Below are 25,923 nucleotides of genomic sequence, written 5' to 3' on the forward strand. Positions count from 1 at the left end.
GGTCTCGTCGTCATCCCTTCGCAGCGGCCGAGTTCACGGTCGAGATGATGTCGGCCACCGAGCCCTTGCCGGCGAGGAGGTTGACCACCGCGGTGTTGAGGGCGTTGCCGACGTTCGCGCCGTAGAGCGTGTCGAGCCACAGGGAGACGTAGGGCGCCTCGTTGTAGGCCGAGATGGCCGACTTCAGGTAGGGCTCCGTGACGACCGCCTGCGCGTCCTTGTTCACGGGAGGCGCGTCGAACGCCTTGTAGAACTGCTCCTGGGTGTCCTTGGTGACGAGGAAGTTCAGCACGTCGGCGCAGGCCTGCTTGGGCGCCTTGGCCGAGCACGAGAAGCCGTCGACGCCGCCCATGATCGCCTTGGGGTCGCCCTGGCCGCCGTTGACGGCCGGGAAGGCGTAGAAGCCGAGGTCGGCGAGGGCTTCTGGTCCGGCGTCAGCGACGCGACGACGCCGGGCTCCCAGGCACCCATGAGCTCCTGGGCGGCCTTGTGGTTCGCGAGCAGGCCGGCCGAGCTGCCGGCGCCCTGCTGGGCCGAGGTCGTCAGGAAGCCCTTGTTGAACGGCTGCGTGTCGGCGAACGACTTGAGGTCGTCGCCGGCCTTGGTCCAGCACGGGTCGTCGAACTTGAGGCTCTGCGCGGTCGAGTTCAGCGTGTCCTCGGAGCACTCGCGCAGCGCGAGCCAGTAGTACCAGTGCGCGGCCGGCCAGGCGTCCTTGCCACCGAGCGCGATCGGTGCCACGCCGCTGACGCCCTTGAGCTTGGTGACGGCGGCGTTCAGCTCGTCCATCGTCGCGGGCGGCGTCGTGACGCCGGCCTGCTTGAACAGGTCCTCGCTGTACCACATGCCGCCCGGCGTCACGGTGTACGGCATGGCGTACGTCTTGCCCTCGATCTGCTCGGACTTGAGGACGCCCTCGCCGATCGCGGTCTTCGTCTCGTCGGTGATGAGGTCGGACAGGTCGAGAACCTGGCCGGCGTCGACCATGTCGCCCATCTTGCCGCCGCCGCGCTGGTAGAAGATCTCCGGCGCGGAACCCGAGTTGATGGCCGTCTGGAGCTTGCCGTCGTAGTTCTCGTTCTGGATGTTCTGGATGTCGAGCGTGATGTTCGGGTACTTCGCGTGCACGTCCTTGGCGAACTGCGCGAAGTACTCGGCGCCGGGTCCGGTCGAGGCGTTCGTCCACATGTGGAGCGTCACGGGAGAGGTCGTGTCCTCGCTCCCGCCGCCACCGTTGCCGTCGTCGCCGCCCGAGCAGGCGGTCATCGCGAGCGCTGCGCTCGCACCGAGCGCGATCAGGGCCGCGCCACGGAACTTTCTGGTCATCGTTGAGCCTTTCGTCGTCGTCGACGGGGGTCTGTCGGAGGGTGACGGCAGTGAGTCTGTCGCGCCGGTCGCTGTCGTGTCAACCGTTATCGATAACGTTTTAGCGACGACAGCGATGCCACCTATGATCAGGGTGTGAACCTCGCCCCCGGGTCAAGATGGCCGACGTCGCCCGCGAGGCCGGCGTCTCCGTGGCCACGGTCTCCAAGGTCGTCAACGGCCGGTACGGCGTCGCTCAGGAGACCCTCGACCGCGTGCAGGGCGTCATCGAGCGCCTCGGGTACGAGGCGAGCCTCGGCGCGCAGAGCCTCCGTTCACGCCGCACGCACGTGCTCGGCATCCTCGTCGCCGAGTTCGAGCCGTTCTCGACCGAGCTCCTCAAGGGCGCCTCCGAGGCCATCGCCGGCACCGGCTACGAGCTGCTCGCCTACTCGGGCGGCAGCCGCGGCGCCGACGTCGGCTGGGAGCGGCGCTACCTGTCCCGCCTGTCCGGGACGCTCATCGACGGCGCCGTCCTCGTCACGCCGACCGTCGTCGACACCAACCACGGCGTCCCCGTCGTCGCCGTCGACCCGCACACCGGGCCTTCCGGGCTGCCCACGATCGACTCCGACAACTACGCCGGCGCCGTCGCCGCCACGCGGTACCTGCTCGACCTCGGACACTCCCGGATCGGCTTCCTCGCGGGGCGCGGCGACCTCGAGTCCGCGCGCCTGCGCGAGGCCGGCTTCCGCCAGGCCATGGCCGACGCCGGCCTCGACGTCGACCCCAGCCTCGTGCGCGTCGGCTCCTACATCCGCGACGCCGCCGCCGGCCCCGCGCGCGACCTCCTCAGCCGCCCCGACCGGCCGACCGCCATCTTCGCGTCCAACGACCTGTCGGCGCTCGCGACCATCGACGTCGCGCACGAGCTCGGCCTCGCCGTGCCCGACGACGTCTCGATCATCGGGTTCGACAACGTCCCCGAGTCCGCGCTCTCCACGCCCCCGCTGACCACCATCAGCCAGCCCCTGCACCAGATGGGCGCCGAGGCGCTGCGCCTGCTCGTCGACGTCATCGACGGCGTCGAGCGCGACGTGCACGTCCGGCTCCCCACCGAGCTCGTCGAGCGCGCGACCTGCCGGAGGATCGGCGCCCCCGTCGCCTGATCCCCCGCTACGACCCGCCGGACGACGGCTCCCCGGCTCCCGGGCCCCGGTCGACGTCCACGCGGACCACGTCGCCGGGCGTGCCGTCGCCGCACAGCCAGGCGACGAGGCCGTCGACACCGGCGCGCGATCCCGTGGCCGTCACGACGACCGTCCCGTCCGCGAGGTTCTCGGCCGAGCCCCGCAAGCCCAGGCGGGACAGCTCGCGACCCACCGACCAGCGGAACCCCACGCCCTGGACGCGGCCGTGCACGACGGCGCGAAGCCGCTCCCCGCCGGCGTCGCGCCGGCCGTCATGCGTGCACGTGCGAGTGCTCGCCGGTCGCGTGCGCGATGTCCTGCTCCGCGTCCCCGAGCAGCCGCGACGCCAACCGCCGCAGCGCCCGGCCCACCGCGAGCTCGTCGCCCACGAGCGGCAGGTCCGGGTCCCCCGGCGCGCGGCGCGCCTGCCCGACGGACCGGAGCTCGTCGAGCCCCGCACCCAGGTCCTCGCCCGGCGCCACGAGCAGCGCCTGCGCGTGCGTGTGGCCCCCGTGCTCGAACACGTCCACCTGGATCCGCCACGTCGTGTGCGGCACGGCCGTGGGTGCGGCCGCTGGCACGACGGGTGGCGCGCCGTCGTCGTGCTCGAGCACCGTGTCCGGACCCGGGAAGACCACGCTGCGCTCCCCCGTGTCCGCCCACTCGACGACGAACGGCGGCGACCCGTCCAGGTGGCGCGGCTCGACCACCCGGCCCTCGCGCGCGGCGGTCCCGACCGTGCCCGACACCGTGATGACGCGATCCCCGACCGAAGCCTTCATCGGTCTCACCTCCGTCACCCCATCATGCGCACGGCGCCCGCCCCCGCGCGACGTCGGGCGGCTCAGCAGGTGGTCGCCCGCGTGCCCGCGTCCACCACTCCGGCTCCTCCGCCGAGCAAGCGGAAACCTCACCGAGCAAGCGTCAGACGCCCTCTTGCTCGGCGAGGAACATGCTTGCTCGGCGCGACCCGACGACGACGATCCCGGGCAAGGCGAAAGGCCCCCGACCGTTTCCGGTCGAGGGCCTTTCTGTGGTGGCGGGGGCGGGATTTGAACCCGCGACCTCTGGGTTATGAGCCCAGCGAGCTACCGAGCTGCTCCACCCCGCGTCGACTCCGTAACCATACGTGAAGACCGGGGGCGGGACCAAATCGGCCCGCCCCCGGTCGTCATGTCGCCCGCGCTGAGAGTTCGTCAGCCGCCCGAGCCGGTCGTCGCCGTGGGTGAGGAGGTCGGGGACGACGTCGGCGAGGAGCCGCTGGCGTCCAGCTCCTGGGACGCCTTGGTCGCCGCCTCGAGCGCCGTCTGCAGGCGCTTCTGCGCCTCCCCGTACCCGGCGAAGTCGCCGGCACTGAGCGCCTTCTGACCGTCTTGGATGGCCTGGTTGGCCTCGGCCAGCGCAGAGTCGAGCGCCGACTGCGCCGTCGGGTTCGTCGTCCCCGAGCCGCCGGAGCCCTCCGACCCCTCCGAACCGCCGGACTGGCCGGAGCCCTCCCCCGTCCCCCCGGTGCCCTGGTTGCTGTCGTCGGCGCTGGTGCCGGAGTCCCCCTTGAAGACCTGGTCGAGGGCCTCGTCAAGCGTGTCCGCGAACCCGACCTGGTCGCCGAAGCCGACGAGCACCTTGCGCAGCAGCGGGAACGAGGTGTCGCCTGTGGACTTGAGGTACATCGGCTGCACGTAGAGCAGGCCGCCGCCGACCGGAAGGGTCAGCAGGTTCCCTTGCAGCACCTGCGCGTTCGACCGCTGGAACTGTCCGACCTGCTCCGACACCGCCGCGTTGGTGTTGAAGTTGTTCTGCACCTGGCCAGGTCCGGGCACGGTCGCGTTGCGCGGCAGCTCGAGGAGCCTGAGCTTGCCGTAGCCGGACGCGACCTTGCCGTCCTGGTCGCCCGCGTCGGCGTCGACGGCCAGGAACCCGGTGAGGATCTGTCTGTCCGTGTTGCCGCCCGGCACGAACGTCGAGGTCAGTGAGAACGACGGTGACTTTTGGTCCGGCATCTGCAACGTGAGGTAGTACGGCGGCTGCAGCGGGGCCGTGACACCCTGGGACGTCGATGCGGTCGGGTCCTTGGGCACGCTCCAGAAGTCCTGGCCCAGGAAGAACCGCGAGGCGTCGTCGACGTGGTAACGGGCCAGCAGCGTGCGCTGCACCTTGAAGAGGTCCTCCGGGTAACGCACGTGGCTGATGAGCGCACCCGACATCTTCGAGAGGGGCTCGACCGTGTTCGGGAAGACCGACTGCCACGCCTTGAGGACCGGGTCGTCATCGTCGAACGCGTAGAGCGTGACCTTTCCCGTGTACGCGTCGACGGTCGCCTTCACCGAGTTGCGGATGTAGTTGACCTCCTGTGGCGCGAGCGCAGCGATCACGTCGGAGCGCTGGGTGAGCGCATCCGCCGTCGCGGAATCGAGGGCGGTGCCGGTCGAGTACGGGTAGCCGTTCGACGTCGTGTACCCGTCGACCATCCAGACCACGCGACCGTCGACGACCGCAGGGTAGACCCGGCCGTCGAGCGTGAGGTACGGCGCGACCTTCTGGACGCGCTCGCGCGGGTCGCGGTCGTAGAGGATCTGCGAGTCGGACGTCACCCGGTCGGAGAACAGGAGCTGCTCGTCGCCGAACTTGATCGCGTACGCGACCTTGGCGGCCAGGTTGCCGACGGAGGGGCCGCCGTCGCCGGTGTAGGTGTAGTTGACCTGCCCGTTCGACGAGTCGTCCGGGAAGTCGAGCTCCCACGGCTGCGTGCCCTGGGGCGCGCCGACGACCGAGTAGCCGGTCAGGTTCTGCCCGAAGTAGATCCGGGGCTCGTAGGTTCCGAGCGCGCCGACCGAGGGGATGTCGCGCTCGAAGAAGGCCGGCTGACCGTCCGACGTCGTCGTGTTGCCGTAGGCCGCGACGACGCCGTACCCGTGCGTGTAGACGGTGTGCTCGTTCGTCCAGTTGCGCTGGTCGGCGCCGAGCCCCGCGAGGTTGAGCTCGCGCGCGGCGATCACGGTGTCCTGGCTCTTGCCGTCGATCGTGTACTTGTCGACCGCGAGCGTGTCCGGGAAGTCGTAGTACTGCTTGTTCTGCTGGAGCTGGCGGAACGACGGACTGACGATCTGCGGGTCGAGGAGGCGGATCTGCGCGGTCGTCTGCGAGTCCTTCTTGAGCGCGCCCTTCTCGGCCGTCGTCGTCGCCGGGTACTGCTGGTCGTCGACGTCGTCGAGGCCGAAGGCCGTCTTGGTGGCGTCGATGTTCCGCTGGATGTACGGCGACTCCTTGGCCTGCTCGTTCGGGTTGACCGTGAAGCGCTGGACCACGGCCGGGTAGATGCCCCCGATCGCGATGGCGGCCACGACCATGAGCCCGACGCCGATGACCGGCAGACGCCAGTCCCCGGAACGCCGTGATGACGAAGATGACCGCCACGAGCACCGCGATGCCGGCAAGGATGAGCTTCGACGGGAGCACGGCGTTGACGTCCGTGTACCCGGCGCCCGCGAAGTCCGTGCCGTTCTTCGTCAGCAGCGAGTAGCGGTCGAGCCAGTAGTTCGCGGCCATCGACAGCAGGAGGAGCGCCGCCGTGATCGAGAGCTGGACCCGCGCCGCACGGGTCGTGGCCAGGCGCCCGCCCGCGCTCGCGCCGACACGGATCCCGCCGTACAGGTAGTGCGTGACGATGGCGACCAGCCCCGACACGATGATCGCCGCGACGCAGAACCCGACGACGAAGCGCCAGAACGGCAGCGAGAACACGTAGAAGCCGAGGTCGAGGTGGAACTGCGGGTCCTTCGTGCCGAAGGACTGCGCGTGCAGCGCGAGCTGCACCTTCTTCCAGGCACCGGCGGCCGACGCACCGGCGAAGAGTCCGATCAGGATCGGCAGGCCGATCGTGACGACCCGGCGCAGCGGCTCGATCGCCTCCCGGTACTGGTCGAGGGTCGCCTGCTCGGGCGTGCTCGGCGCGTACAGCGGCCGGTTGCGGTACGCCAGAGCGATCGACGCGTACAGCGCCCCGCCCATGACGAGGAAGCCGATCAGGAACAGCAGGAGGCGGGTGCTCCACTCCGTGAGGAGCACCCGGCCGAACCCGAGCTGGTTGAACCACAGCACCTCGGTGCCGAGCTGCGAGGCCACCACGACGATGACGACGACCGCCACGAGGACGAGGAGGGTGATGAGGAGGGGGCTGCGCCGTCGGGGGCGCGCCCCGGGCGCGGGCCGACGCGGTTGGGAGGGGGACGAGGCGAAGGACAAGGCGACCTCTTCGGGTGGCTGGGACGCGGGGTCTCGTGCGGCTGCCCCCAGGCTCCCACAGGTGGACGGATCCGGACGGGTCGGGACGACCTGTCACCGGGCTCCGCTGCGGGTCCGGGGGCGACGAGCCCGTCAGGGTCCTTGGCAGGTCGGCAGGCCGGACGCCGTGCCGTTCTGGATCGAGAGGAGGTCCTCGCGGGCCTCGTGGAGCGTCCCGACGGCGATGACGCGCATCCCGTCCGGGACGTAGCCGACGACCTCGTCGCAGTTCGTCTTGGGGGCGAGGAACCAGGTGGCGCCGTCGCGCCGGGCGCCCACCATCTTCTGCCGGATGCCCCCGATCGCGCCGACGGTCCCGTCGACGTCGATGGTCCCGGTGCCCGCGACGGTCTTGCCCTTCGCGAGGTCGGCGGGGGTCAGCTTGTCGACGATCCCCAGCGAGAACATGAGGCCCGCGCTCGGCCCGCCGACGTTGGCGAGGTTGATCGTGACGTCGACCGGGAAGTCGAACGTCGGGTCGATATAGACGCCGAGCTGGGCGTTGCCGTCGCTCCCCGGCTCGTCGTGACGGTCAGGTCCTTGCTCGCGCCGTCGCGCGTCACCCCGAGGGTCACGTCGTCGCCCGGGTTGACGTCGTCGAGCGCCTTGAGGAGACCGGTGTAGGTGGTGACGGGCTTGCCGTCGAAGGTCGTGACGACGTCGCCCTTCTCGACCACGCCCTCGGCACCCGACTTCGGCACCGCGCCGATGATCGTGAGCGTCGCGGGGACCTCGTAGCCGACCTCGGTGAGCGCGGCGACCGTCGCCGACTCCTGCGAGGAGACCATCTGCTGGTGGGACTCCTCCTGCTCCTGCTCCTGCGTGGTCCCGGGCGGGAACACGAGGTCGCGGGGAAGGATCACCGTGTCCTTGCGGAACCAGCCCTCGACGGCCTGGTCGAGCGTGACCGAGAAGCCGGGGCCGCCCGCCTCGAGCACGGTGACGAGCCGCAGCTCGCCCGTGGTCGGGTAGGTCTTGGCGCCCGAGATCTGCAGGACGGGCTTGCCGCCGGACTCGCCGAGCGTGTCGAACGTCGGGCCGGGGCTGTTGACGACGAACGGGGCGGGCAGGAAGACGAGCACCGCGAGCAGGAGGACCGTGACGAGCCCCGCCCACGACAGCGTGCGGGTGCGCGGCGTGACGACCGGCCCGGTCTCGGGCGACGGCATGCTGCCGCTCCCCTGCGGGCTCACCGGTCCGGACACAGGGCACATCCTGGCGGATCAACCTGGGAGGACGCGAACCGGCGGGCCGGCGAGCGCGTCATCGGTGCCCGTGCCCGCGGGCCTGGCGCCACACGGCGGCCGTCCCGAGGAGCGCGACGGCGGCCCCCGCGGCCCCCAGCGCGGCGGCGTCGCGCGCACCGACGCGCCGCCCGGCGAGCGTGAGTCCCGACCGCAGCCCCTCGACGAGCGCGCCCACGCCGCGCGCCGACGACCAGGAGGGCCGCCATCCCGCCGCCACGAGCCTTCTCGGGTCGACGGTCCACGGGTAGACGGCGAACGCGAGCTCGTCCGGCGGCGCCGGGACCGCTCCCACGCGGTGCAGGTTCTCCGCCAGCGCGAACGCGGTCGACGCCGGGAGCGTGAGGAGCCGCTTGCCCGCGAGCTCGGCGGCCTCCGCGGACGTGAGCGCGTCGGGCGTGCCGTCGTCGTGCACGGGCCCGACCACGAGGACGCCGGTCAGCTCCTCGGCGAGCGCCGTGCGGACCGCCGAGACGAGGTCGTCGACGTGCAGGAGCTGCCAGCCGCGCGCGGCGTCGCGGACCACGAGGAGACGCGGGGCCTCGAAGTGCCGGGTCACGAGCGTGTCGACGCCGGGCCCGACCAGGGCCGCGCACCGCAGGATCGTCGACCGGTGCTCACCCGGCTCGGTCGACAGCTCGGCCTCGAAGGCGCGCTCGAACGCGGCGATCCGCCCGACGACGCCGGGCGAGGTCGACGCGACCTCGTCCCGGGGCTCGTCGTCGCCGATCACGGGGCGCCCGGGCGACGCCCCGCACACCATGGCCGAGCTCACGACGACGCCGTGCAGCTCGTGCGCGACGACGGCGCGGGCGGCCCGGCGGGCCCGCTCGACGAGCCGTTCGCGGCGGTTGCGCTCGGTGGTCTCGAGCGCGAAGTCGGCGGTGTGTCCGACCGCGACGAGGGCGCCGACGTCCCTCAGCAGGTCTGCGGGGTCGTCGGGGAGCTCGGGCACGTGGGTGGCCCCGAGCCCGACGGCGACGCGCTCAGCGAGGCGACCGTCCCCGACGACGACCACGCGGCTGCGCTGAGAGCGAAGTCGGGCGTCAGGCACGGTACACCACCACCCTCCCGGCCCCCGCAGCGGCTACGGTGAAAGACGACCGGAGCCGCCCACGTCACGGCCCCTGACGGCCAGATATGACCAAGGTAACACCGACGTCAGGCGCAACCGCGGATCTTCCCAGGAGGACTCATGACCGACCTGCCCGACGACGCCGCGCACGGCGGATCGCCCGACCGGTCCGGCTGGGAGGAGCTCCTGCGCTCCGTCTTCGGCGCCGACGCGGACGAGGCGATGCGCGAGCTGCGCGCCCACGGCTTCGACCCCGAGGCGCTCGGCGCGAACAGCGAGCTCGCCGCGAACCCGCAGCTCCTCGGCCCCATCCTCGAGCGTGTCCAGCGCATGCTCACCCAGCCCGGTTCGGGCCCCGTCAACACGGACCTCGCGCACGACGTCGCCCGCCAGGTCGCGGTGACCGGCGGGGATCCCGTGGTCACCGCGGGCGAGGCACGCGCCGTCGTCGACGCGCTGACCGTGGCTGACCTGTGGCTGGACACCGCGACCGAGCTCCCGCCCGCGGGCGGCGCCCGGGCCGCGTGGAGCCGGTCGGAGTGGGTCGAGCGGACGCTGCCCGCGTGGAACACGCTCGCGGCCCCCGTCGCCGCGTCCATGGCCGACGCGCTGGCCGGCATCCTCGCCGACCAGCTCGGTGACCTTCCCGAGGGCGAGTCCGGGCTGCCGGGGCTGAGCATCCCCGGGCTCCCGGCCGGTGCGCTGGGCGGCCTCGCCGGCCTCGACCCGGCGACGATGATGCGCTCGATGGGCAGCGCGATGTTCGGCATGCAGGTCGGGCAGGCCGCGGGCACGCTGTCGCGCGAGGTGTTCGGCGCGACCGACATCGGCCTGCCGCTGCTCGCCGAGCCGCTGACCGTGCTGCTCCCGCGCAACGTCGCCGCGTTCGCCGAGGGGCTCGACGCCCCGCTCGAGGAGGTGCGCCTCTACCTCGCGCTGCGCGAGGCCGCGCACGCCCGCCTGTTCACGCACGTCCCGTGGCTGCGCGCGCACCTGCTCGGGCTCGTCGAGGCGTACGCGCGGGGCATCACGATCGACCTCCGGGCGCTCGAGGAGAAGGTCGCCGACGTCGACCTGTCCGACATGGACGCCCTGCGCGGCGCGCTGTCGGGCGGCGGCGTCTTCGGGCCGCAGCACACGCCCGAGCAGACCGCGACCCTCGCCCGCCTCGAGACGACGCTCGCGCTCGTCGAGGGCTGGGTCGACGAGGTCACCGCCACCGCCGCGCTCCCCCAGCTCCCGCACGCCGTGCCGCTGCGCGAGATGCTCCGCCGACGCCGCGCCGCGGGCGGGCCCGCCGAGCAGACGTTCGCGACGCTCGTCGGGCTCGAGCTGCGGCCGCGCCGGTCGCGCGACGCCGCCGCCCTGTGGGCGCGTATCGGGGCCGACCAGGGCCCCGAGGCTCGCGACCAGGTGTGGGACCACCCCGACCTGCTGCCCACCGCCGAGGACCTCGACGACCCCGCCGGGTACGCCGCGCGCCGCACGGAGGCCGACGCGTCGTCGGCGGACCTCGACGCCGCGCTCGCGGAGATCCTGGGCGGTGACGCTCCCGACGACGGCGCCGAGCAGGGCGGGGCCGTCGCGGAGGGCGACGGGGCGGAAGGCGAAGGGCCGGAGGACGAGCAGCCGAAGGGCTGAGCTCGACAGACGCTACGACGTCTTGCCGAAGGTGACGCCCTCGAGGTAGCCGCGCGCCCGCTCGGTGCGCGGGTACGCCTCGAGCAGCTCCCAGAACTCGGGGCCGTGCCCGGCGTGCAGCAGGTGCGCGAGCTCGTGCAGGAGCACGTAGTCGAGGACCCAGCCCGGCATCCCCTGGACACGGTCCGAGATGCGGATCGAGCCGTCGAGCAGGGTGCACGAGCCCCACCGACGGCCCTGGTTCGACGACCACCGCACGCTGGACGGGTGGGCCCGTCCGTCGAGGTACCGCTCGGAGAGCTCGGTCGCGCGCTGGAGGAGCTGCTCGTCGGACGGACGGCGCCGCTGCTCCTTCTCCTCGAGCCGGGCCAGCATCCGCTCGACCCACTCACGTTCCTGGGCGCGCGAGAAGCGCGCCGGGATAGCGACGATCGTGCGCTCGCCGTCGCGGTACGCGCTGACCGTGCTGACCCGCCGCCGGCTACGCCGCACCTCGACCGTGCGCGTGACGTCGGTCACGTCCCGACCATAACCGTCCTTGACCTCGGACGAAAGGACCGCGGCGGGCGCGTCGGCCGCGCGACCAGGTCGGACGGCCCCCGGGCCGGACCTGTGGACGACCGTCCGGACGTGCCGCCGACATGCCACGGTGGGGGCCGAGCACCGCCCCGCCAGCCGTCCGGAGGTCCACCATGGCCGCACCTTCCGCCCGCACGTCGACGACGACGCGCCTCGAACGGCTCCGGCTGCGGCCCGGCCTCGAGGTCCTGTGGCGGTCGACGGGCGAGCTCCAGCTCGGGTCCGACCCGCGCAGCGCCGTTCGCCTCGACGGTCTGGCGCCGCACGAGACGCGCTGGCTCTCGACCACGGGCGACAAGCCGCTCCTCGTCTCCGCGACCCGGGTCGGGGTCGACGCCGACCGGGCTCGCGACCTCGTCGCGCTCCTCGACCGGGCGGGTGTCACGGTCGGGCCGCACCGCTCCGCGACCGTGACCGCACCGGGGGCGGGTGCGGGCGACGCCCCTGCTCTCGGCGCGGTGCACGTCCGGGACGGGCTCGACGTGCTGGAGCGTCGCGCCCGGCGCACCGTGCTGGTGTCGGGTACCGGCCGGACGGGGGCCGCGCTCGCCCGGACCCTCGCGACCGCGGGCGTCGGCGCGCTGCTGCTGCAGGACGCGCGGCCGGTCCTGGCCAGCGACGTCGGCGTCGGCGGCCTCGTGCTCGCGGACGTCGGCGAGCGCCGGGACGAGTCGCTCGCGGCACACCTCGCCGCCAGCTCGCCCGCGACCGTCGTGCGCACCGGCAATGCCGCGACGTCGGGCGAGCCCGACCTCGTCGTCCTCGTGAGTCACCGCGCGCACGACGTCGCACGGGCCACCCGGCTCGTCGCGGCGGGGACCGACCACCTGGCCGTCGTGCTCGAGGAGGCGGGTGCCGTCGTCGGGCCGCTCGTGGTGCCCGGCCGCACCCCGTGCCTGCGGTGCGTCGACCTGCACCGGCGGGACGCGGACTCCCGCTGGCCCACCATGGCCGTCCAGCTCCGCCAGCGCTACGAGGGCGCAGCGGCACCCGAGGAGACCGTCACCGCGGCCACGGCCGCGGCGCTCGCCGCCGGGCAGGCGCTCGCCCACCTCGACGGGGTCCCGGCGACGACCCTGTCCGCGACCCTCGAGCTCGGGCTGCCGGCCGCCGTCCCCGGGCACGACCGTGGCACCCGCATCCACGATGCGGGTGCCACGGTGTGGATCTACCTGTCGATCAGTGAGTCTCGATCGAGCCCTTGCCTCAGGCCGCCTCGGCGGGCCGCACCTTGCGCGGCCGGCCACGGCCGCGCTTGGTCGCGACGACCACACCGTCCACGAAGACCTGACCGCCCCACACGCCCCACGGCTCGTGGCGCTCGATCGCGCCGGCCAGGCAGCCCTCCATGAGGGGGCAGTCGTGGCACAGAGCCTTGGCCCGCTCGACGTCGGCCTGGCGCTCGGCGAACCAGAGCTCGGCGTCGTTCGTACGGCAGGGCAGGATCTCCGCGAGGATGCGGTCGAACTCGGCAGCGGTGCTACCGACGCCCTCGTTCGCGGTCAGAGGGGCGAGGGTGTCGGGGGCGGGGTTCCACGGTCCGGAACCGCCCTGCGGGATCGAGTCGAGCAGCGTCGTGAGCCGCACGATGTCCTCCAGTTTCGTCCTGTCGTTGCTTGTGGTGATTGCTTCGACGGGTTTCCGGAGGGCCTCTCGGAGGCACCGGCTCGGCGCCTGCCTCATGAGAAAGGCCGCGGATCCCTGTCGGGGCTCCGCGGCCTGGAGGCTGTTCGGTCGGTTCGACCTACAGAGGGGTCCAGGGTACGGAGCTGGGTGCGGGGAGATCGCTTCGCGTCCCGCGCTTCCAGGAACGCGCGTAGACAGAGTTCTGGCCCGCAGACGGCACAAAGCCGGTCGCCGGGGTCATGATCTCGATCGTCGAAATGTTCATCGGTGCACCCACCTCCTCTCTCGTTCGGCACCGTGCGGAGCGTCCCGCACGACACCCTCGGGCATCGGACTCGTCGACCGTACGCCCCGGTCCGCAGGGCGCACAACTTATTAACGGACGAGTTCTCCAGAAATTCTTCGCGGGTCCCGACGCCGGTCAGGACGGGCCGGCCGCCGCCCGGACGAGCTCGAGCAGGGTCGTCCCGTAGCGGTCGATCTTGGCCGGCCCGATGCCGTTCACCCGGGCCAGCTCGGCGACCGACGACGGGCGGGTCTCCGCGATCTCCGCGAGCGTCGAGTCGACGAGGACCGTGAACGCCGGCTTGTCAATCTCCCGAGCCACGCCCGAGCGCCACTCGCGCAACGACTCGAACAGCGCCTGGTCGTACTCGCCCGTGAGCTGGACGCCGCCACGAGAACCCCGGCCGCCCGACCGCGACCCCCGCCCGAGGACCGTGAGCGTCGTGCGCGGTCCGTCGGGTCGTCAGGCCACAGCCCGTCGAGGAACCGGGTGCGCTTGCGCGTCGCCCGGCCCCCGGGTGCCGCGACCGCGCGAACGACAGCTCGAGCCGCTCGCGGGCACGCGTGATCCCCACGTAGAGGAGGCGTCGCTCCTCCGCGACGGCGTCGTCGGTCTCGGCCAGCGAGATCGGCATCAGCCCCTCGCTCATGCCCGCGAGGAACACCGCGTCCCACTCGAGCCCCTTGGCCGCGTGCAGGGACGCAAGCGTGACGCCCTCGACCGTCGGCGCGTGCTGGGCCGACGCGCGCTCGTCGAGCTCCGCCACCAGGTCCGGGAGCGTCGCGCCCTCGGGCAGGTCGTCCGCGAGCGCCACGAGCGCCTGCATGGCGTCCCAGCGCTCCCGGACGGCGCCGCGCGCCGCGGGCGGCTTCGGCGCCCAACCGACGGTGATCAGGACGTCGCGCACCGCCTCCGGCATGGGCTGGTCGGGATCCGCCGAGCGGGCCGCGCCGCGCAGCAGCACGATCGCGTCGCGGACCTCCTTGCGCTCGAAGAACCGGGCGCCCCCGCGCACGAGGTAGCCGATGCCCGCATCGGCGAGCGCCTGCTCGAACGCCTCCGACTGCGCGTTCGTCCGGTAGAGGACGGCGATCTCGCTGACCGGCACGCCCTGCTCGACCAGGCGCCCCACCCGGGCGGCGATGCCCGCAGCCTCGGACTCGTCGTCGTCGTACGCCGTGTAGGCCACGGGCGGGCCGGACGGCCGCTGAGCGATCAGCTCGAGCGGCGCGCCCGGGCCGCGGCGCCGCCCCGTGCTCGCGAGGAGCCGGTTCGCGAGGGTCACGACCTCGGGCGTCGAGCGGTAGTCGCGGACCAGGCGCAGGACGTGCGCGCCCGGGTAGGTCTTGGAGAACGTCAGCAGGTGGTGCGGGGTGGCGCCGGTGAACGAGTAGATGGTCTGGCTCGGGTCACCCACGACGCACAGCTCCTTGCGGCCGCCGAGCCACTGGTCGAGCAGGAACTGCTGGAGCGGCGAGACGTCCTGGTACTCGTCGACGACGAAGTGCCGGTACTGGCGCCGGACCTCGTCCGCGACCGCGGGCGTCGAGCGCAGCATCTCGCCGAGCAGGAGCAGGACGTCCTCGAAGTCGATGACGCCGCGCTCGGTCTTGACCTCCTCGTAGGAGGCGATCAGGCGGGCGATCGTGGTCGGGTCGTAGCCGGCAGGCGTCTCCCGGTCCACGGCCACGCACGCGCGCTCGTAGTCCTCGGCGGTGACCAGAGAGACCTTGGCCCACTCGATCTCCGACGACAGGTCGCGCACCGCGACCCGGTCGACGGCGACGCCGAGCCGCCTCGCCGCCTCGCCGACCGCGGGCGCCTTGTACTCGAGGATCCGCGGCGGGGCACCGCCGACGACGCGCGGCCAGAAGTACCCGAGCTGGCGGAGGGCGGCCGCGTGGAACGTGCGCGCCTGGACGCCCTGGACGCCGAGCTGGCGCAGGCGCGTGCGCATCTCCCCGCGGCGCGCGCGGTGAACGTGACCGCGAGGACGCTCGTCGGCGTGTAGACGCCCGTGCGCACCCCGTACGCGATGCGGTGCGTGATCGCGCGCGTCTTACCCGTGCCCGCGCCGGCGAGCACGCACACAGGCCCCTGCAGGGTGACCGCGACGTCACGCTGCTCGGGGTCGAGGGCGTCGAGGATGGCGTCGGCGGTGCGCGGCGGGACCGGCGCTTCGGATCGGGGCGAGGACGTGGCAGGCGTGGACATCGCCTGCGATTCTCGCAGCCGCCGGTGACACGTGCGGCGACCGTCCCCAGGCGGGTGTCGTCGGGTGCGGGCCGCCGGGAAGAACAGCGCGAGTCCGCGCGTTGTACGGGGTTGGCGTGGGAGTCGCCGCGCCGCACGTGCACCAGCTGAGGAGTTGCTCCGTGACCGAGACCGCCATCTCCCCCGTCCTGCCCGAGCCCGGGACCGTCGTCATGTACTCGACGACGTGGTGCGGCTACTGCCGCCGCCTCAAGACCCAGCTCGACTCCGCGGGCATCGGCTACACGGTCGTGGACATCGAGCAGCGGCCCGAGACGGCGTCGTACGTCGAGCAGATCAACAACGGCAACCAGGTCGTCCCGACGGTCGTCTTCCCAGACGGCACCGCCGCCACGAACCCCAGCCTCGCCGAGGTCCGCTCGCGTCTCTGAGCACGGCCCCGACCCCCGCGCCGACCATGTGATTGGCCCCCGGTACCCTCGCGCCGGACATCGTCATGGTCGACGAGACGCCGGGTGGGTCACCCCATGGTCGGCGATCGGCGAAAGGGCCGATGATCAGGCCGTCGGGCGTCGGCCGTGGCCGAGCAGGGCGACGTGCGGGAGCGCCAGGAGGCCGTCGTCGCTGCGGAAGTCGTCCGCGAGCCGGTCGAAGTGCGCGCGCGCCGCGGCCTGCGCCTCCGGCGCGGCACCGGCGAGCGTCTTCCCGATCGTCGCGACGCCCGACGCCGGTCCCGCCCACCACGTGTCCGCGTCGACCCGGTGGTCCCACCGGTGCTCCCCGACGACGACGTCCACCAGCCCGGCCCCGCGCAGCACCTCCGCGAGGCCGTCGGCCGTGCGGGGGAAGTCGTCGTCGGGGTCGAGCGGCGGGAACGTGCTCGGACGTTCGATCCCCGCGGCCGCGACCGCACGCCCCACGAGCGTCTGACCCGCGCCCGGCGGGCTCGCCCAGATGGTCGCCGCGACGCGCCCGCCAGGCCGGGCGACGCGCACCAGCTCCGCGGCCGCCGCGCGCGGGCGCCCCACGTGGTTGAGCACGAAGCCCGCCGTGACGGCGTCGAACGACCCGTCAGCGAACGGCAGCGCCGGGAGCGCGGCCACGATTCCGGCGAGCGCTCCCCGCAGTCCCCGTGACGCTCCGTCGGTGGCCTCGCCGGTCGCGAGCGCCACCATGCCGGGATCCGCGTCGCACGCCACGACGGCCGCACCCCGGTCCCGGGCGAGGCGCGCGACGGTGCCGCTGCCCGTCCCGACGTCCAGCACCCGCACCGCCCCGCTGTGGGCATCCGTTCGGCTGTCCGCGCCCTCGTCCGAACGACCGAACGCATGCCCACACGGCTGGACCGGGGCGAGCTGGACGGCGTCGAGGAGGTCCGGCGCCAGGTGGGCGCACAGGTGGGCGAACGACCGGGCGTAGGCGTCCGCGGAACCGCGCCAGATCGCGCGCTCCGAGCGGTCGAACGGCGTCGCCAGGTCGGTCGCGGTCATCGGTGAGGCCCGGTCGACGAGGTCGGCAGCGGCCCGCCGAACCATTCCTCGATCAGCGCACGCGCGATCGAGACGCGCCCCGGCGGGAGCAAGGTCCCCGCCGCGACCTGCTCCGCCAGCTCCACCCGGCTCACCCAGCGCAGCTCGGCGAGCTCGACCCCGTCCGCGCGCAGCGCCGTCGTACGGGCGACGCCGCGGAAGCCGAGCATGAGCGACGACGGGAACGGCCACGGCTGGCTCCCGCGGAAGACGACGTCCCCCACCTCGACGCCCGACTCCTCGCGCACCTCGCGGCGCACCGCCTCCTCGGCCGACTCCCCCGGCTCGACGAACCCGGCGAGCGTCGAGAACCGGCCCGCGGGCCACGCCGTCGAGCGGCCCAGCAGCAACCGGTCGTCCGCGTCGACGACCGCCATGATCACCGCCGGGTCCGTGCGCGGGAAGTGCGTGATCCCCTCGGTCTCGCACCGGCGCACCCAGCCGCCGTCCGCCACCACGGTCGGCTCGCCGCAGTGCGGACAGCGGGGGCTGCGGTCATGCCACTGCGCCAGCGCGGTCGCCTCGGCCGCGAACGCCGCCTCCTCGGCCGGGACCGTCACAGCGGCTTCCCGGACCGTGCGCCACGCGCGCCCACGGAGCAGCGCCGACCACGCGTCCTGCGGGGCGATGCCCTCGATCCCCGGCGCGGACACGTCGGCGGCGTCGGGCACGACGAGCCCCAGCAAGGTCGCGCCGTCCGTCTCGCCCAGCAGCAGCCACCGGGCGACCGGCTGCGCGTCCGACGGCGCCCCGAACGCACGGTCTCGGACCGCGGCGGCCGGAAGGAGCTCGAGGCGCTCGGTCGCCGTCGCCTGCGGACCCGCGCCCCAGCCGACGTCCTCGGCCGGCGCCTCCGGGCCGCCCGTCGACGCGACCGGGACCTGGGCCCGGTGCACGAGAAGGACGCGGGTCGCGTCGTCGGCGAGCGCGCGGGCGAGCTCACCGGGGACCGCCCGACGCTCGGCCGCACGGGCCAGCGGGGTGGCGAGCGGCAGCGCAGACGACAGGTCGAAGGGCACGGGGTGGACGGCATCGGTCACCGGGTCACCGTAGCCGCAGCCAAGCCAGCCGTGTGGGCATCCGTTCGGCTGATCTGCCGCGTCGGAAACAGCCGAACGGATGCCCACAGCGCTCGGGGCGGGGCGTCCGGGCGGGTTGAGGGGCTGCACCCGGCCCGCGCCCGCTACCGTGGGCGGGTGACCCGCTCGCCCCTCGTCCTCGCCGCGCTCTCGACCCAGGCGGTGCACGGGCTGCAGGCGGTGACCGCCGAGCCGGTGCGCGACCGTGGGGACTACGACGTCGCCGTCGTGACCGACGAGGACGGCGCCCGCTGGGTCGTCCGCGCCCCGCAGACCGTCGCCGCCGGGGCGGCCCTCGAGGCCGAGGTCGCGCTGCTCGCCCGGCTGGTCCCCTACGTCGACGCCGGCGTCCTGCCGTTCGCGGTCCCCGCGCCCCGCGGCTACGCACGGCTGCCCGAGGGCGGGCGCGCCGTCGTGCACGCCGCGCTCGACGGCGCACCCCTCGACCTCGACCGGCTCGGTCCCGGCCCCGGTCTCGCCGCCGACCTCGGGCGAGTCGTCGCGGCGATCCACGAGCTGCCCGCGAGCGTCGTGGCCGACGCCGGCCTCCCCGTCTACACCGCCGACGAGTACCGGGACCGCCGGCTCGCCGAGCTCGACGACGCCGCCGCCACCGGGCACGTCCCGGCCACGCTCCTGCGCCGCTGGGAGGACGCGCTCGAGGACGTCGCGCTGTGGAAGTACCAGCCCGTCGTCGTGCACGGCGACCTCGGCCCCGAGCAGGTGCTCACGTCCGGTACCCGCGTGCGCGCCGTGACCGGCTGGTCCGACGCGCGCGTCGCCGACCCCGCGGACGACCTCGCCTGGCTTCTCGTCGCCGCCCCCGAGGACGCGACCGACTCGATCCTCGAGGCGTACCGGCTGCGCCGAACCGAGCTCGCCGACCCGCACCTCGAGGAGCGCGCGCTGCTCTCGGGCGAGCTCGAGCTCGTGCGCTGGCTCCTGCACGGGGTGCGCACCGGGCAGGACGACGTCGTCGCCGACGCCGTCGACATGCTCCGCGAGCTCGAGGAGGCCGTCGAGGACGGGGCCGGCGGCTCGTAGCGGTCGCGGCCTCAGCCGTCTCCGCGCACCAGCGCCTCGAGCGCCGACTCGTCGAGCAGGTCGACCGGGCGCACGACCGTGTCGTCCGCGACGTAGTAGAACGCCGCGGACACGTCCTCGAGCGGCAGCCCCGACCACCGCGACCACGCCAGCCGGTACGCCGCGAGCTGGACCTCGCGCGCACGGCGCGAGGCGTCGTCGTGCGGGGCGCGACCCGTCTTCCAGTCCACGACGACGGCCGCCGACCGGGTGCCGTCGGGGTCGTCGCCCCGCGGCTCGGCCCGCTCGGGGAAGACCGCGTCGATGCGGCAGCGCACCACGACGCCCGCGACCGGCGTCTCGACGTCCACCTCGATCGCGAGGGGCTCGCGCGACGCCCACCCCGAGGCGAGGAACGTCGCACGCAGCGCCTCGAGCTCCTCGTCCGTGCGGACGTCGGCGTCGTCGGCGCCCGGGAGGTCCTCGACGTCGAGCAACGCCGCGGCGCCGAAGTACCGCTCGACCCACGCGTGGAACGCCGTGCCCCGACGTGCGTGCGACGAGGGCCTCCGCGGGAGCGGGCGGCGGCGCGCCAGGGCGAACGCGTCCCGGTCCGCCGCGAGCGCCACGAGGCCCGACGCCGACACGTGCGCCGGGAACGCGACCTCGGCGCGCGCGGCCTCGTGCGTGGCGCGCTCGGCGAGGAGCAGACGCGCGAGAGCGGCCAGGCCCGACGGGTCGTCGGCGGCGGAGTCCGCGTCGTCGGCGAGGGCCGAGGCACCCGACGCGACCGCCTCACGGACCGCGAGGGCGGCGGCCCGCACGGCGCGCACGGCCGGTGAGGGACCGTCGTCCGCGGCGCCGCCGGCCCCACCGTCCGGTGCGTCGTCTCCGGGCCGCGCGGGCCACCAGCCCGTGCGGACGCGGTCGGCGAGCGGGTTCGACGCGCCGTCCTCGGGGACGTCGGCCCACGTGTCGGGGTGCAGGCCGGCGTCGACGAGCTCGGTCAGGAACACCGACGGCTCGCTCGGCCGGGTGCCGGTGCGCCACCACGACCCCGACAGGTGCAGCTGGTGCCGGGCCCGCGTGAACGCCACGTACGCGAGCCGGCGTTCCTCCGCGAGCTCGTGCTCGCCGCACGCGAGCTTGAACGCGGCCAGGGCGTCGCGGAGACCGGTGGCGTCCTCGGCGTCGTCGTACGCCAGGTGCGGCAGGTCACGGGCGTCGCCGCGGAGCGGGTACGGCAGGTTGCCGAGCCCGGTGAGCCAGCCCGAGTCCGTCGGGCCGTCGTCCCCGAACCGGACCTGCGGGAACGCCTGCTGCACGAGCCCGGGCACGACGACGAGGTCCCACTCGAGACCCTTCGCGCCGTGCACGGTGATGACCTGGACGGCGTCCGGGTCGACGTCGCGCAGCGGCAGGTCGAGTCCGCCCTCCTGAGCCTGGGCCGCTCCGAGCCACGCGAGGAACGCACCGAGCGTCGGGACGTCCGCCGACTGGGAGAACTCGACCGCCACGTCGCGGAAGGCGTCGAGGTGGGCGCGGCCGAGCTCGCTGCCGCCCTGGGCGCCCGCGTCGAACAGCGCGCCCGCGACGTCGACCTCGATGTCGAGGCCGAGCGCGCGCTCCGCCTGCGTCACGAGCTCCGGGAGCGACAGGTACGTCTGTGCGCGGACGGCCCTGAGGTCGCGGGCGAGCGTCGCCAGACGGGTGTGCGCCGCCGTCGTGAGCGTGCGGCCATCGCGCGCCGCGCGCCCCGGGGCGGGCAGGTCGTCGAGGGCGTCGACGAGCGAGCGGTGGTCGACGACGTCGCCCTCGAGGATCGCGGGCTCGTCGTCCGCGGGACCGTCGGGGACGTCGCTCGTCCCGGGCGCCGCAGCGGGGCCGCCACCCGGCACCGCGCCGTCCGCGGCCCGACCGGCCCTGCGGTCCTGGGCGTCGGCGAGGTCGCGCGCCCGGCTCGCGAGCGCGAACAGGTCGGCCGCGCCGAGGTTGACGCGCGGGCCCGTGAGCAGGCGGGCGAGTGCGTCGCCGCGCGACGGGTCGTGCGCGACCTGCAGGAACGCCACGAGGTCCGTGACCTCGGGCGTGGACAGGAGGCCGCCGAGCCCGACGACCTCGACCGGGATCCCGCGCGAGCGCAGCGCCGCCTCGACGGGGAGGAACTGGCGCCGCGCGCGGCACAGCACCGCCGCGGACGGCATCGACCGACCGGCGGCCGCGGCGTCGTCCCGTGCCCGCGCGACCACGTCGGCCAGGTGCGCGGCCTCCTCGTCCTCCGTGGCGTGGAACGTCACGTGGACGGCTCCCTCGCCCGCGCCGGGCCGCGCGGCGAGCCGGTCCACGGGGACCTGCGACGACGCGCGCAGCGGCTCGGCCGTCCGGTTCGCGACGTCGAGGATCGCGCGGTCGTTGCGCCACGACGTCGACAGGCTGAGCACCCGGGCGCGCGCGCCGTGCGGACTCGCGGCCGTGGGCGTCTGGCGGAACCGCTCGGGGAAGCGTCCGATGCCGCCCGCGCTCGCACCGCGCCACCCGTAGATCGACTGGTTGGGGTCGCCGACCGCCGTGACCCCGTGGCCGGCGCCGAACAGCGCCGCGAGGAGCTCGACCTGGGCGTGCGAGGTGTCCTGGTACTCGTCGAGCAGGACGGCCCGGTACCGGCCGCGCTCGAGCCGCCCGACGACGGGCACCTCCCGCGCGAGGCGGGCCGCGATCGCGACCTGGTCGCCGAAGTCGAGCGCCTCGAGCCGCCGCTTGCGCTCGGCGTAGGCGGCGACGACGTCGAGCAGCCGGGCCCGTTCGCCGAGGCTCGCGAGCAGGCTGGTGACGTCGGCGTAGTGGGTCTTGCGACGCCCGAGCGGGACGGCGGCGATCCCGTCGACGAGCCGCTCGAGCCGCGCCCTCGCCTCGACGGGGTCGAGCAGGTGCTCGGCGAGCGCACCGGAGAGCGACCGGACCGCGTCGATCACCGACGACACGGCGGCGTCCGTGCCGAGGTCGCCCGCCCAGGACTCGACGACCTCCGCCGCGAGCTGCCACTGGCTGGCCTCGCTGAGCAGGCGCGAGCCCGGCTCGATCCCGAGCCGCAGGGCGTGGTCGCCGACGAGCCCCGCCGCGTACGCGTTGTACGTCGAGACCGTCGGGCGGTCGAGGAGCGCGAGACCGTCGGCCGCCGCCCCCGTGCGCCGCGCGAACTGCGCGAGCCGATCCTGGACCCGCACGGCGAGCTCGCCGGCCGCCTTGCGCGTGAACGTCAGGCCGAGGACCTCCTCGGGCCGCACGTGCCCGTTCGCGATGAGCCAGACGACGCGCGACGCCATCGTCTCCGTCTTGCCCGAGCCGGCCCCCGCGATGACGAGCAGCGGCGCGACCGGTTCCGCCTCGATCACCGCGACCTGCTCCGGCGTCGGGGCCGGCCGGTCGAGGATCTCCGCGATCTCGAGGGCCGCGTACCGGCGACGCGCGTCCGGGGCCGACCCGCCGTCCGCCACGGGGACGAGCATGCGCTCGAGCTGCTCGGTCATGCGATCACCTGTCGTCCCTCGGGCTGCGCGGGGCACGTCCGGCGCACCGGGCACGACCCGCACAGCCGGTTCTCCTGGGCGAGGAACGCCGACCCCGCCATCGTCCGTGCCACGCCGTCGACGAGCTCCGCGGCCCACGCGCCGCCGTCGGGCTGCTCGTCGAGGGCGGGCTGGTCCCGCAGGGCGGCGTTGCGCCCGGTGCCGAGGTAGACGAGCCGCGCTCCGGCCGGGCGGGCCCCGTCGGGCAGGTCCGCGCCCGGCCCGCCCTCGGGCTGCTTCGAGCCGTCGAGCCCGCCGAGCTCGACGGCGAGCTGGTACGCACCGAGCTGGGCGTGCTGCTCGGTGTCGGCCTTCGAGGGCGCGTTGCGGCCGGTCTTGAGGTCGACGACCTCGACGGCGCCCGGATCGTCTGTCGCCTCGACCCGGTCGATCACCCCGCGCAGGGTGGCCCGTTCACCGATGTCGACGCGGAACGGGACCTCGACCGCGAGCGCCGTGCGGTCCTTGAGGTACCCCGCCAGGCGCTCGACCATCGCGTCGGCCCGGCGGCGCGTCTGGGTCGCGGGCCAGCCCGGTGTGAGCCCGAGCTCGGGGAAGCGGCGGTCGAGCTCGGCCGCGAGCGCCGCGTGACCGCCGTCGGGCAGGGCCTCGGCGACGGCGTGCACGAGCGTGCCGAGCGTCTGGACGGTCGCGTCGGGTGCGGTGCCGCCGGCCGTCTCGAGCGCCCAGCGCAGCGCGCACGCGTCGACGAGCTCGACGCGCGACGGCGACACCACGACACGCTCGTCGCCCGGGTGGAGCGGGGCGTCGCTCGTCACGTCGCCCGCCCCGTACCAGCCGGCCGGGTCGGCGCCGCTCACGCCGGCGCGGGCGAGGTCGGCGAGCAGGGCGGCGGCGTTGCGCGGCTCCGCGGCGCCGGGCCCGGCCGAGCCCGCCGTCACCGCGTCCTCGACCAGGTCGCGGCGCAAGGACGCGACCAGCCCGCGCAGGTCGAGCGAGGCCTCCCGTCGCCGGGGCGTGCGTCCCTCCTCGGGCGCCGCCTGGACCAGGTCGAGGAACACGGACGGACGCTCGTCGGCGTCGTCGACCGCGGTCACCACGAGGCGCCGTCGGGCGCGCGAGACGGCCACGGCGAACGCGCGCAGCTCGTCCGCGAGGACGGCACGGCGCGCCGCCGCCCCTGCCTCACCCTCGGTCCCGCCGAGCTCGCGCCGGGCGAGCAGCTCGACGAGGGCCTGCGAGCCGAGCAGCGAGTCACGCAGCCGCAGGTCCGGCCACACGCCGTCCTGCACGCCGGTGACGACGACGACGTCCCACTCCCCGCCTGCCGCGCCGGCGGGCGTGAGCGCGGACACCGAGCCCGCGCCGACGGCCTGGGCGGCGAGCGTGTCGGCCGGCAGGTCCTGCGAGCCCAGGTAGTCGAGGAACGCGCGGGCCGACGCCTGCGGGAGCCGGTCGACGAACGTCTCGGCCGCCCGGAACAGCGCCAGGACGGCGTCGAGGTCGCGGTCGGCGCGCGCACCGGCCGTTCCACCCTCGAGCGCGAGCCGCTGCCAGCGCTCGGCCAGGCCGGTCGCGTCCCACGCGGCCCAGAGCACGGACTGGGCGTCGGCGTCGGGCTCGCGGGCCGCCACGCGCGCCGCCTCCACGACGCGCGCGACGCGTTCGGCGGGCGTCCGCACGGTGGCGGGGAGCGTGGCCGCGCGGCTCGGGTGCTCGACGACCTCCGCGAGCAGCGCGTCCGACGCGCGGCCGCCGCCGCCCGCCCGCTCCTCCGCGCGCAGGGCCCGGCGCAGGCGCCGCAGCCCGACGACGTCGAGCCCGCCCACGGGCGACGTGAGCAGGTCGGCGACCACGTCCGGGTCGACGGGGGACGCCGCGTCGACGTCCGGGTCGACCGCCGCCTCGAGGTCCAGCGCGATCCCGACGACCTCCAGCAGCGGACGGACCGCGGGCTCGTCGCGCAGCGGCACGTCCGAGCCCAGGAGGTTCACGGGCACCTGCGCCGCGAGCAGGCCACGACGCAGGGCGGCGAGCTGACCGCCCGCGCGCGCGACGACGGCCATGCGCGCCCACGGGGTGCCGTGCAGCAGGTGCTCCGAGCGCAGGACCCGCGCGACGTGCGCGGTCTCCTCCGCCCCGGAGACGAAGGTCGCGACGTCGACGACCGGCTCGGTCGGGTCCGCGCCGTCGACCTGCTCGGCCGGCGTCGCGCGCCGGTGCGCCGCGGCGCCGAGGGTGGGGATCGCGGCCGTGACGCGCGCGACCACGTCGCGCAGGCCCCCGGGTGCCGCCACGTGGTCCCGAGGTGCACGGTCCGGGCGTCGAACGCGCCGACCTGCCCCGACCCGCGGCCCGGGCGGGCGCCGGCCTGCCCCAGCAGCGCGGGGCTCGCGCCACGGAACGTCTGCACCGCGACGTCGGGGTCGCCGAGCAGGACGAGGCGGGAGCCGTCGTCGCGCAGGACCTCGAGCAGGGCCGCGGTGGCGGCGGTGGCCTCCTGGTAGTCATCGACGACGACAAGCCGCCACCGCGGGCGCGGCACGCCCGGCAGGTCCGCGTCCCAGGTCCGCAGCGCGTCGGCGGCCTCCGCGACGACGACCGCCGGGTCCACCCGTGCGCCCCGGTCCGGGGTGCCCGCGCCGAGCGCCGTGACCGCGAGGTACTCGTCGTACAGCTGGGCGGCGAGCTCCCACTCGGGGCGGTCGTGCAGACGGCCGAGGGCGGCCAGCTCGGACGGCAGCAGGTCGTGCTCGGCGGCGCGCATGAGCAGGTCGCGCAGCTCCTGCCGGAAGCCGCGCAGCCCGAGGACGTCCTCGGGCAGACCGGGCGGCAGGCGCAGCGGCACCCCGACGCCGGCCACGTGGCCCGCGAGGAGCTCCGACAGCAGGAGGTCCTGCTCCGGGCCCGAGACGAGCGTGGGCAGCGGGTCGCCCAGCGCCTCCGCGCGCGAGCACAGGACCGCGAACGCCGCCGACGCCGCCGTCCGCACGAGCGGCGCCGAGAGCGTCCTCGCGGCCCGATAGGTCAGGACGTCGCGCAGCGAGCCCGCGGCGCGTCGGGACGGCGCGAGCACCAGCACCTCGTGCGGCGCCAGGCCCCGGGCCAGCGCGAGCGCGGCGACCTCCACGGCGAGGGTCGTCTTCCCCGTGCCGGGTGCCCCGAGGACGACGAGCGCCTCCCCCGAACCGAGCCCGACGGCCGCCTCCAGCGCCGCCGTCTGCGCCGGGTCCAGGCCGCCGTCCGACGCCGCGGTGCGCAGCTCGGGGGGCGCAGGCGGCAGGAGGCTGGCGGCGGGAGCGGGCGGCACGGCCTCATCCCACC

16 protein-coding genes, 1 tRNA gene and 4 pseudogenes are annotated in these 25,923 nt (G+C 74.7%); 5 read left to right on the forward strand and 16 right to left on the reverse strand.

All coding sequences use genetic code 11. The features are described 5' to 3' along the window. Positions 1-10: 10 nt before the first annotated feature. Positions 11-1,326, reverse strand: a pseudogene (locus tag QQK45_RS01205) (ABC transporter substrate-binding protein). 158 nt (positions 1,327-1,484) lie between these two features. Between QQK45_RS01205 and QQK45_RS01210 the strand changes: the two are divergent. Beyond that, the gene (locus QQK45_RS01210; RefSeq protein ID WP_284291517.1) at positions 1,485-2,474 is read left to right on the forward strand and encodes a LacI family DNA-binding transcriptional regulator; all 990 of its coding nucleotides are present in this window, start codon (positions 1,485-1,487) and stop codon (positions 2,472-2,474) included. Between the two features lie 7 nt (positions 2,475-2,481). On the opposite strand, the gene QQK45_RS01215 is transcribed toward QQK45_RS01210, so the two are convergent. The 7 genes and pseudogenes from QQK45_RS01215 to QQK45_RS01245 all read right to left on the reverse strand — a co-directional run bounded on the left by QQK45_RS01215 (position 2,482) and on the right by QQK45_RS01245 (position 9,038). Further along, the gene (locus QQK45_RS01215) at positions 2,482-2,727 is read right to left on the reverse strand and encodes an acylphosphatase (protein ID WP_284291519.1); all 246 of its coding nucleotides are present in this window, start codon (positions 2,725-2,727) and stop codon (positions 2,482-2,484) included. Between the two features lie 40 nt (positions 2,728-2,767). After that, complete coding sequence (locus QQK45_RS01220) at positions 2,768-3,277, reverse strand: dsRBD fold-containing protein (protein WP_284291522.1); 510 nt, start codon at positions 3,275-3,277, stop codon at positions 2,768-2,770. Between the two features lie 252 nt (positions 3,278-3,529). After that, positions 3,530-3,606, reverse strand: a tRNA-Met gene (locus QQK45_RS01225). A gap of 85 nt (positions 3,607-3,691) precedes the next feature. Further along, positions 3,692-6,737 (reverse strand): annotated as a pseudogene (locus QQK45_RS01230) (UPF0182 family membrane protein). A 132-nt stretch (positions 6,738-6,869) separates the two neighbouring features. Next, entirely contained in the window at positions 6,870-7,184 is a 315-nt protein-coding gene (locus QQK45_RS01235) for a S16 family serine protease (RefSeq protein WP_284291524.1), read from the reverse strand. Next, the gene (locus QQK45_RS01240) at positions 7,154-7,981 is read right to left on the reverse strand and encodes a PDZ domain-containing protein (RefSeq protein WP_284291526.1); all 828 of its coding nucleotides are present in this window, start codon (positions 7,979-7,981) and stop codon (positions 7,154-7,156) included. Before QQK45_RS01240 ends, QQK45_RS01235 begins: the two co-directional genes overlap by 31 nt. Before the next feature lie 58 nt (positions 7,982-8,039). Then, positions 8,040-9,038, reverse strand: a complete 999-nt coding sequence (locus QQK45_RS01245) for a Rossmann-fold NAD(P)-binding domain-containing protein (protein ID WP_284291528.1) — start codon at positions 9,036-9,038, stop codon at positions 8,040-8,042. A gap of 177 nt (positions 9,039-9,215) precedes the next feature. Here QQK45_RS01245 and QQK45_RS01250 point away from each other — a divergent pair, with 177 nt between their 5' ends. Beyond that, complete coding sequence (locus tag QQK45_RS01250; RefSeq protein WP_284291531.1) at positions 9,216-10,736, forward strand: zinc-dependent metalloprotease; 1,521 nt, start codon at positions 9,216-9,218, stop codon at positions 10,734-10,736. Positions 10,737-10,748: 12 nt separating this feature from the next. Here the strand turns inward: QQK45_RS01250 and QQK45_RS01255 are convergent, their stop codons facing one another. After that, positions 10,749-11,255, reverse strand: a complete 507-nt coding sequence (locus tag QQK45_RS01255; RefSeq protein ID WP_036952184.1) for a SprT-like domain-containing protein — start codon at positions 11,253-11,255, stop codon at positions 10,749-10,751. A 173-nt stretch (positions 11,256-11,428) separates the two neighbouring features. Between QQK45_RS01255 and QQK45_RS22780 the strand changes: the two genes are divergently transcribed. Then, the gene (locus tag QQK45_RS22780) at positions 11,429-12,667 is read left to right on the forward strand and encodes a ThiF family adenylyltransferase (protein WP_431310208.1); all 1,239 of its coding nucleotides are present in this window, start codon (positions 11,429-11,431) and stop codon (positions 12,665-12,667) included. Here the strand turns inward: QQK45_RS22780 and QQK45_RS22785 are convergent. Both QQK45_RS22785 and QQK45_RS01270 read right to left on the reverse strand, forming a co-directional pair. Then, positions 12,666-12,998 (reverse strand): annotated as a pseudogene (locus QQK45_RS22785) (WhiB family transcriptional regulator); the annotation flags it as partial. The gene QQK45_RS22780 and the pseudogene QQK45_RS22785 overlap by 2 nt on opposite strands. 364 nt (positions 12,999-13,362) lie before the next feature. Then, positions 13,363-15,441 (reverse strand): annotated as a pseudogene (locus tag QQK45_RS01270) (ATP-dependent DNA helicase UvrD2). Between the two features lie 212 nt (positions 15,442-15,653). Between QQK45_RS01270 and QQK45_RS01275 the strand changes: the two are divergent. Continuing rightward, the gene (locus tag QQK45_RS01275; protein WP_284294896.1) at positions 15,654-15,872 is read left to right on the forward strand and encodes a mycoredoxin; all 219 of its coding nucleotides are present in this window, start codon (positions 15,654-15,656) and stop codon (positions 15,870-15,872) included. 126 nt (positions 15,873-15,998) lie between these two features. Here QQK45_RS01275 and QQK45_RS01280 read toward each other — a convergent pair whose 3' ends face one another. Both QQK45_RS01280 and nudC read right to left on the reverse strand, forming a co-directional pair. Next, positions 15,999-16,931 (reverse strand): class I SAM-dependent methyltransferase, encoded by a 933-nt coding sequence (locus QQK45_RS01280; RefSeq protein ID WP_284291539.1) that lies wholly within the window; start codon positions 16,929-16,931, stop codon positions 15,999-16,001. Further along, positions 16,928-18,010: an NAD(+) diphosphatase gene (gene nudC / locus QQK45_RS01285; RefSeq protein ID WP_284291541.1), complete on the reverse strand. Its 1,083-nt coding sequence runs from the start codon at positions 18,008-18,010 to the stop codon at positions 16,928-16,930. The genes QQK45_RS01280 and nudC overlap by 4 nt, the downstream gene beginning before the upstream one ends. Positions 18,011-18,166: 156 nt before the next feature. On the opposite strand from nudC, the gene QQK45_RS01290 reads away from it, so the two are divergent. Continuing rightward, positions 18,167-19,093 carry a macrolide 2'-phosphotransferase gene (locus tag QQK45_RS01290; RefSeq protein WP_284291543.1) on the forward strand — a complete coding sequence of 309 codons (927 nt, stop codon included), beginning with the start codon at positions 18,167-18,169 and terminating at the stop codon, positions 19,091-19,093. 11 nt (positions 19,094-19,104) lie between these two features. Here QQK45_RS01290 and QQK45_RS01295 read toward each other — a convergent pair whose 3' ends face one another. From QQK45_RS01295 to QQK45_RS01305, 3 genes are read right to left on the reverse strand one after another with little or no spacing between them, the layout of a single operon-like run. Continuing rightward, positions 19,105-22,599, reverse strand: a complete 3,495-nt coding sequence (locus tag QQK45_RS01295) for an ATP-dependent helicase (RefSeq protein WP_284291547.1) — start codon at positions 22,597-22,599, stop codon at positions 19,105-19,107. Further along, complete coding sequence (locus QQK45_RS01300; protein WP_284294898.1) at positions 22,596-24,665, reverse strand: UrvD/REP family ATP-dependent DNA helicase; 2,070 nt, start codon at positions 24,663-24,665, stop codon at positions 22,596-22,598. The genes QQK45_RS01295 and QQK45_RS01300 overlap by 4 nt, the downstream gene beginning before the upstream one ends. Then, positions 24,590-25,909, reverse strand: coding sequence for a UvrD-helicase domain-containing protein (locus QQK45_RS01305; protein WP_284291550.1), 1,320 nt, complete (start codon positions 25,907-25,909; stop codon positions 24,590-24,592). Before QQK45_RS01305 ends, QQK45_RS01300 begins: the two co-directional genes overlap by 76 nt. Positions 25,910-25,923 lie beyond the last annotated feature (14 nt).

The organism is Luteimicrobium album (assembly GCF_030161555.1).
Classification (GTDB): domain Bacteria; phylum Actinomycetota; class Actinomycetes; order Actinomycetales; family Cellulomonadaceae; genus Luteimicrobium; species Luteimicrobium album.

Excerpts from the sequence above, each read along its gene's own strand:
- QQK45_RS01210 (WP_284291517.1), top strand. The coding sequence starts at position 1,485 with ATGGCCGACGTCGCCCGCGAGGCCGGCGTCTCCGTGGCCACGGTCTCC.
- QQK45_RS01220 (WP_284291522.1), bottom strand. The coding sequence starts at position 3,277 with ATGAAGGCTTCGGTCGGGGATCGCGTCATCACGGTGTCGGGCACGGTC.
- QQK45_RS01235 (WP_284291524.1), bottom strand. The coding sequence starts at position 7,184 with ATGTTCTCGCTGGGGATCGTCGACAAGCTGACCCCCGCCGACCTCGCG.
- QQK45_RS01250 (WP_284291531.1), top strand. The coding sequence starts at position 9,216 with ATGACCGACCTGCCCGACGACGCCGCGCACGGCGGATCGCCCGACCGG.
- QQK45_RS22780 (WP_431310208.1), top strand. The coding sequence starts at position 11,429 with ATGGCCGCACCTTCCGCCCGCACGTCGACGACGACGCGCCTCGAACGG.
- QQK45_RS01275 (WP_284294896.1), top strand. The coding sequence starts at position 15,654 with ATGTACTCGACGACGTGGTGCGGCTACTGCCGCCGCCTCAAGACCCAG.
- QQK45_RS01280 (WP_284291539.1), bottom strand. The coding sequence starts at position 16,931 with ATGACCGCGACCGACCTGGCGACGCCGTTCGACCGCTCGGAGCGCGCG.
- QQK45_RS01295 (WP_284291547.1), bottom strand. The coding sequence starts at position 22,599 with ATGACCGAGCAGCTCGAGCGCATGCTCGTCCCCGTGGCGGACGGCGGG.
- QQK45_RS01300 (WP_284294898.1), bottom strand. The coding sequence starts at position 24,665 with ATGGCCGTCGTCGCGCGCGCGGGCGGTCAGCTCGCCGCCCTGCGTCGT.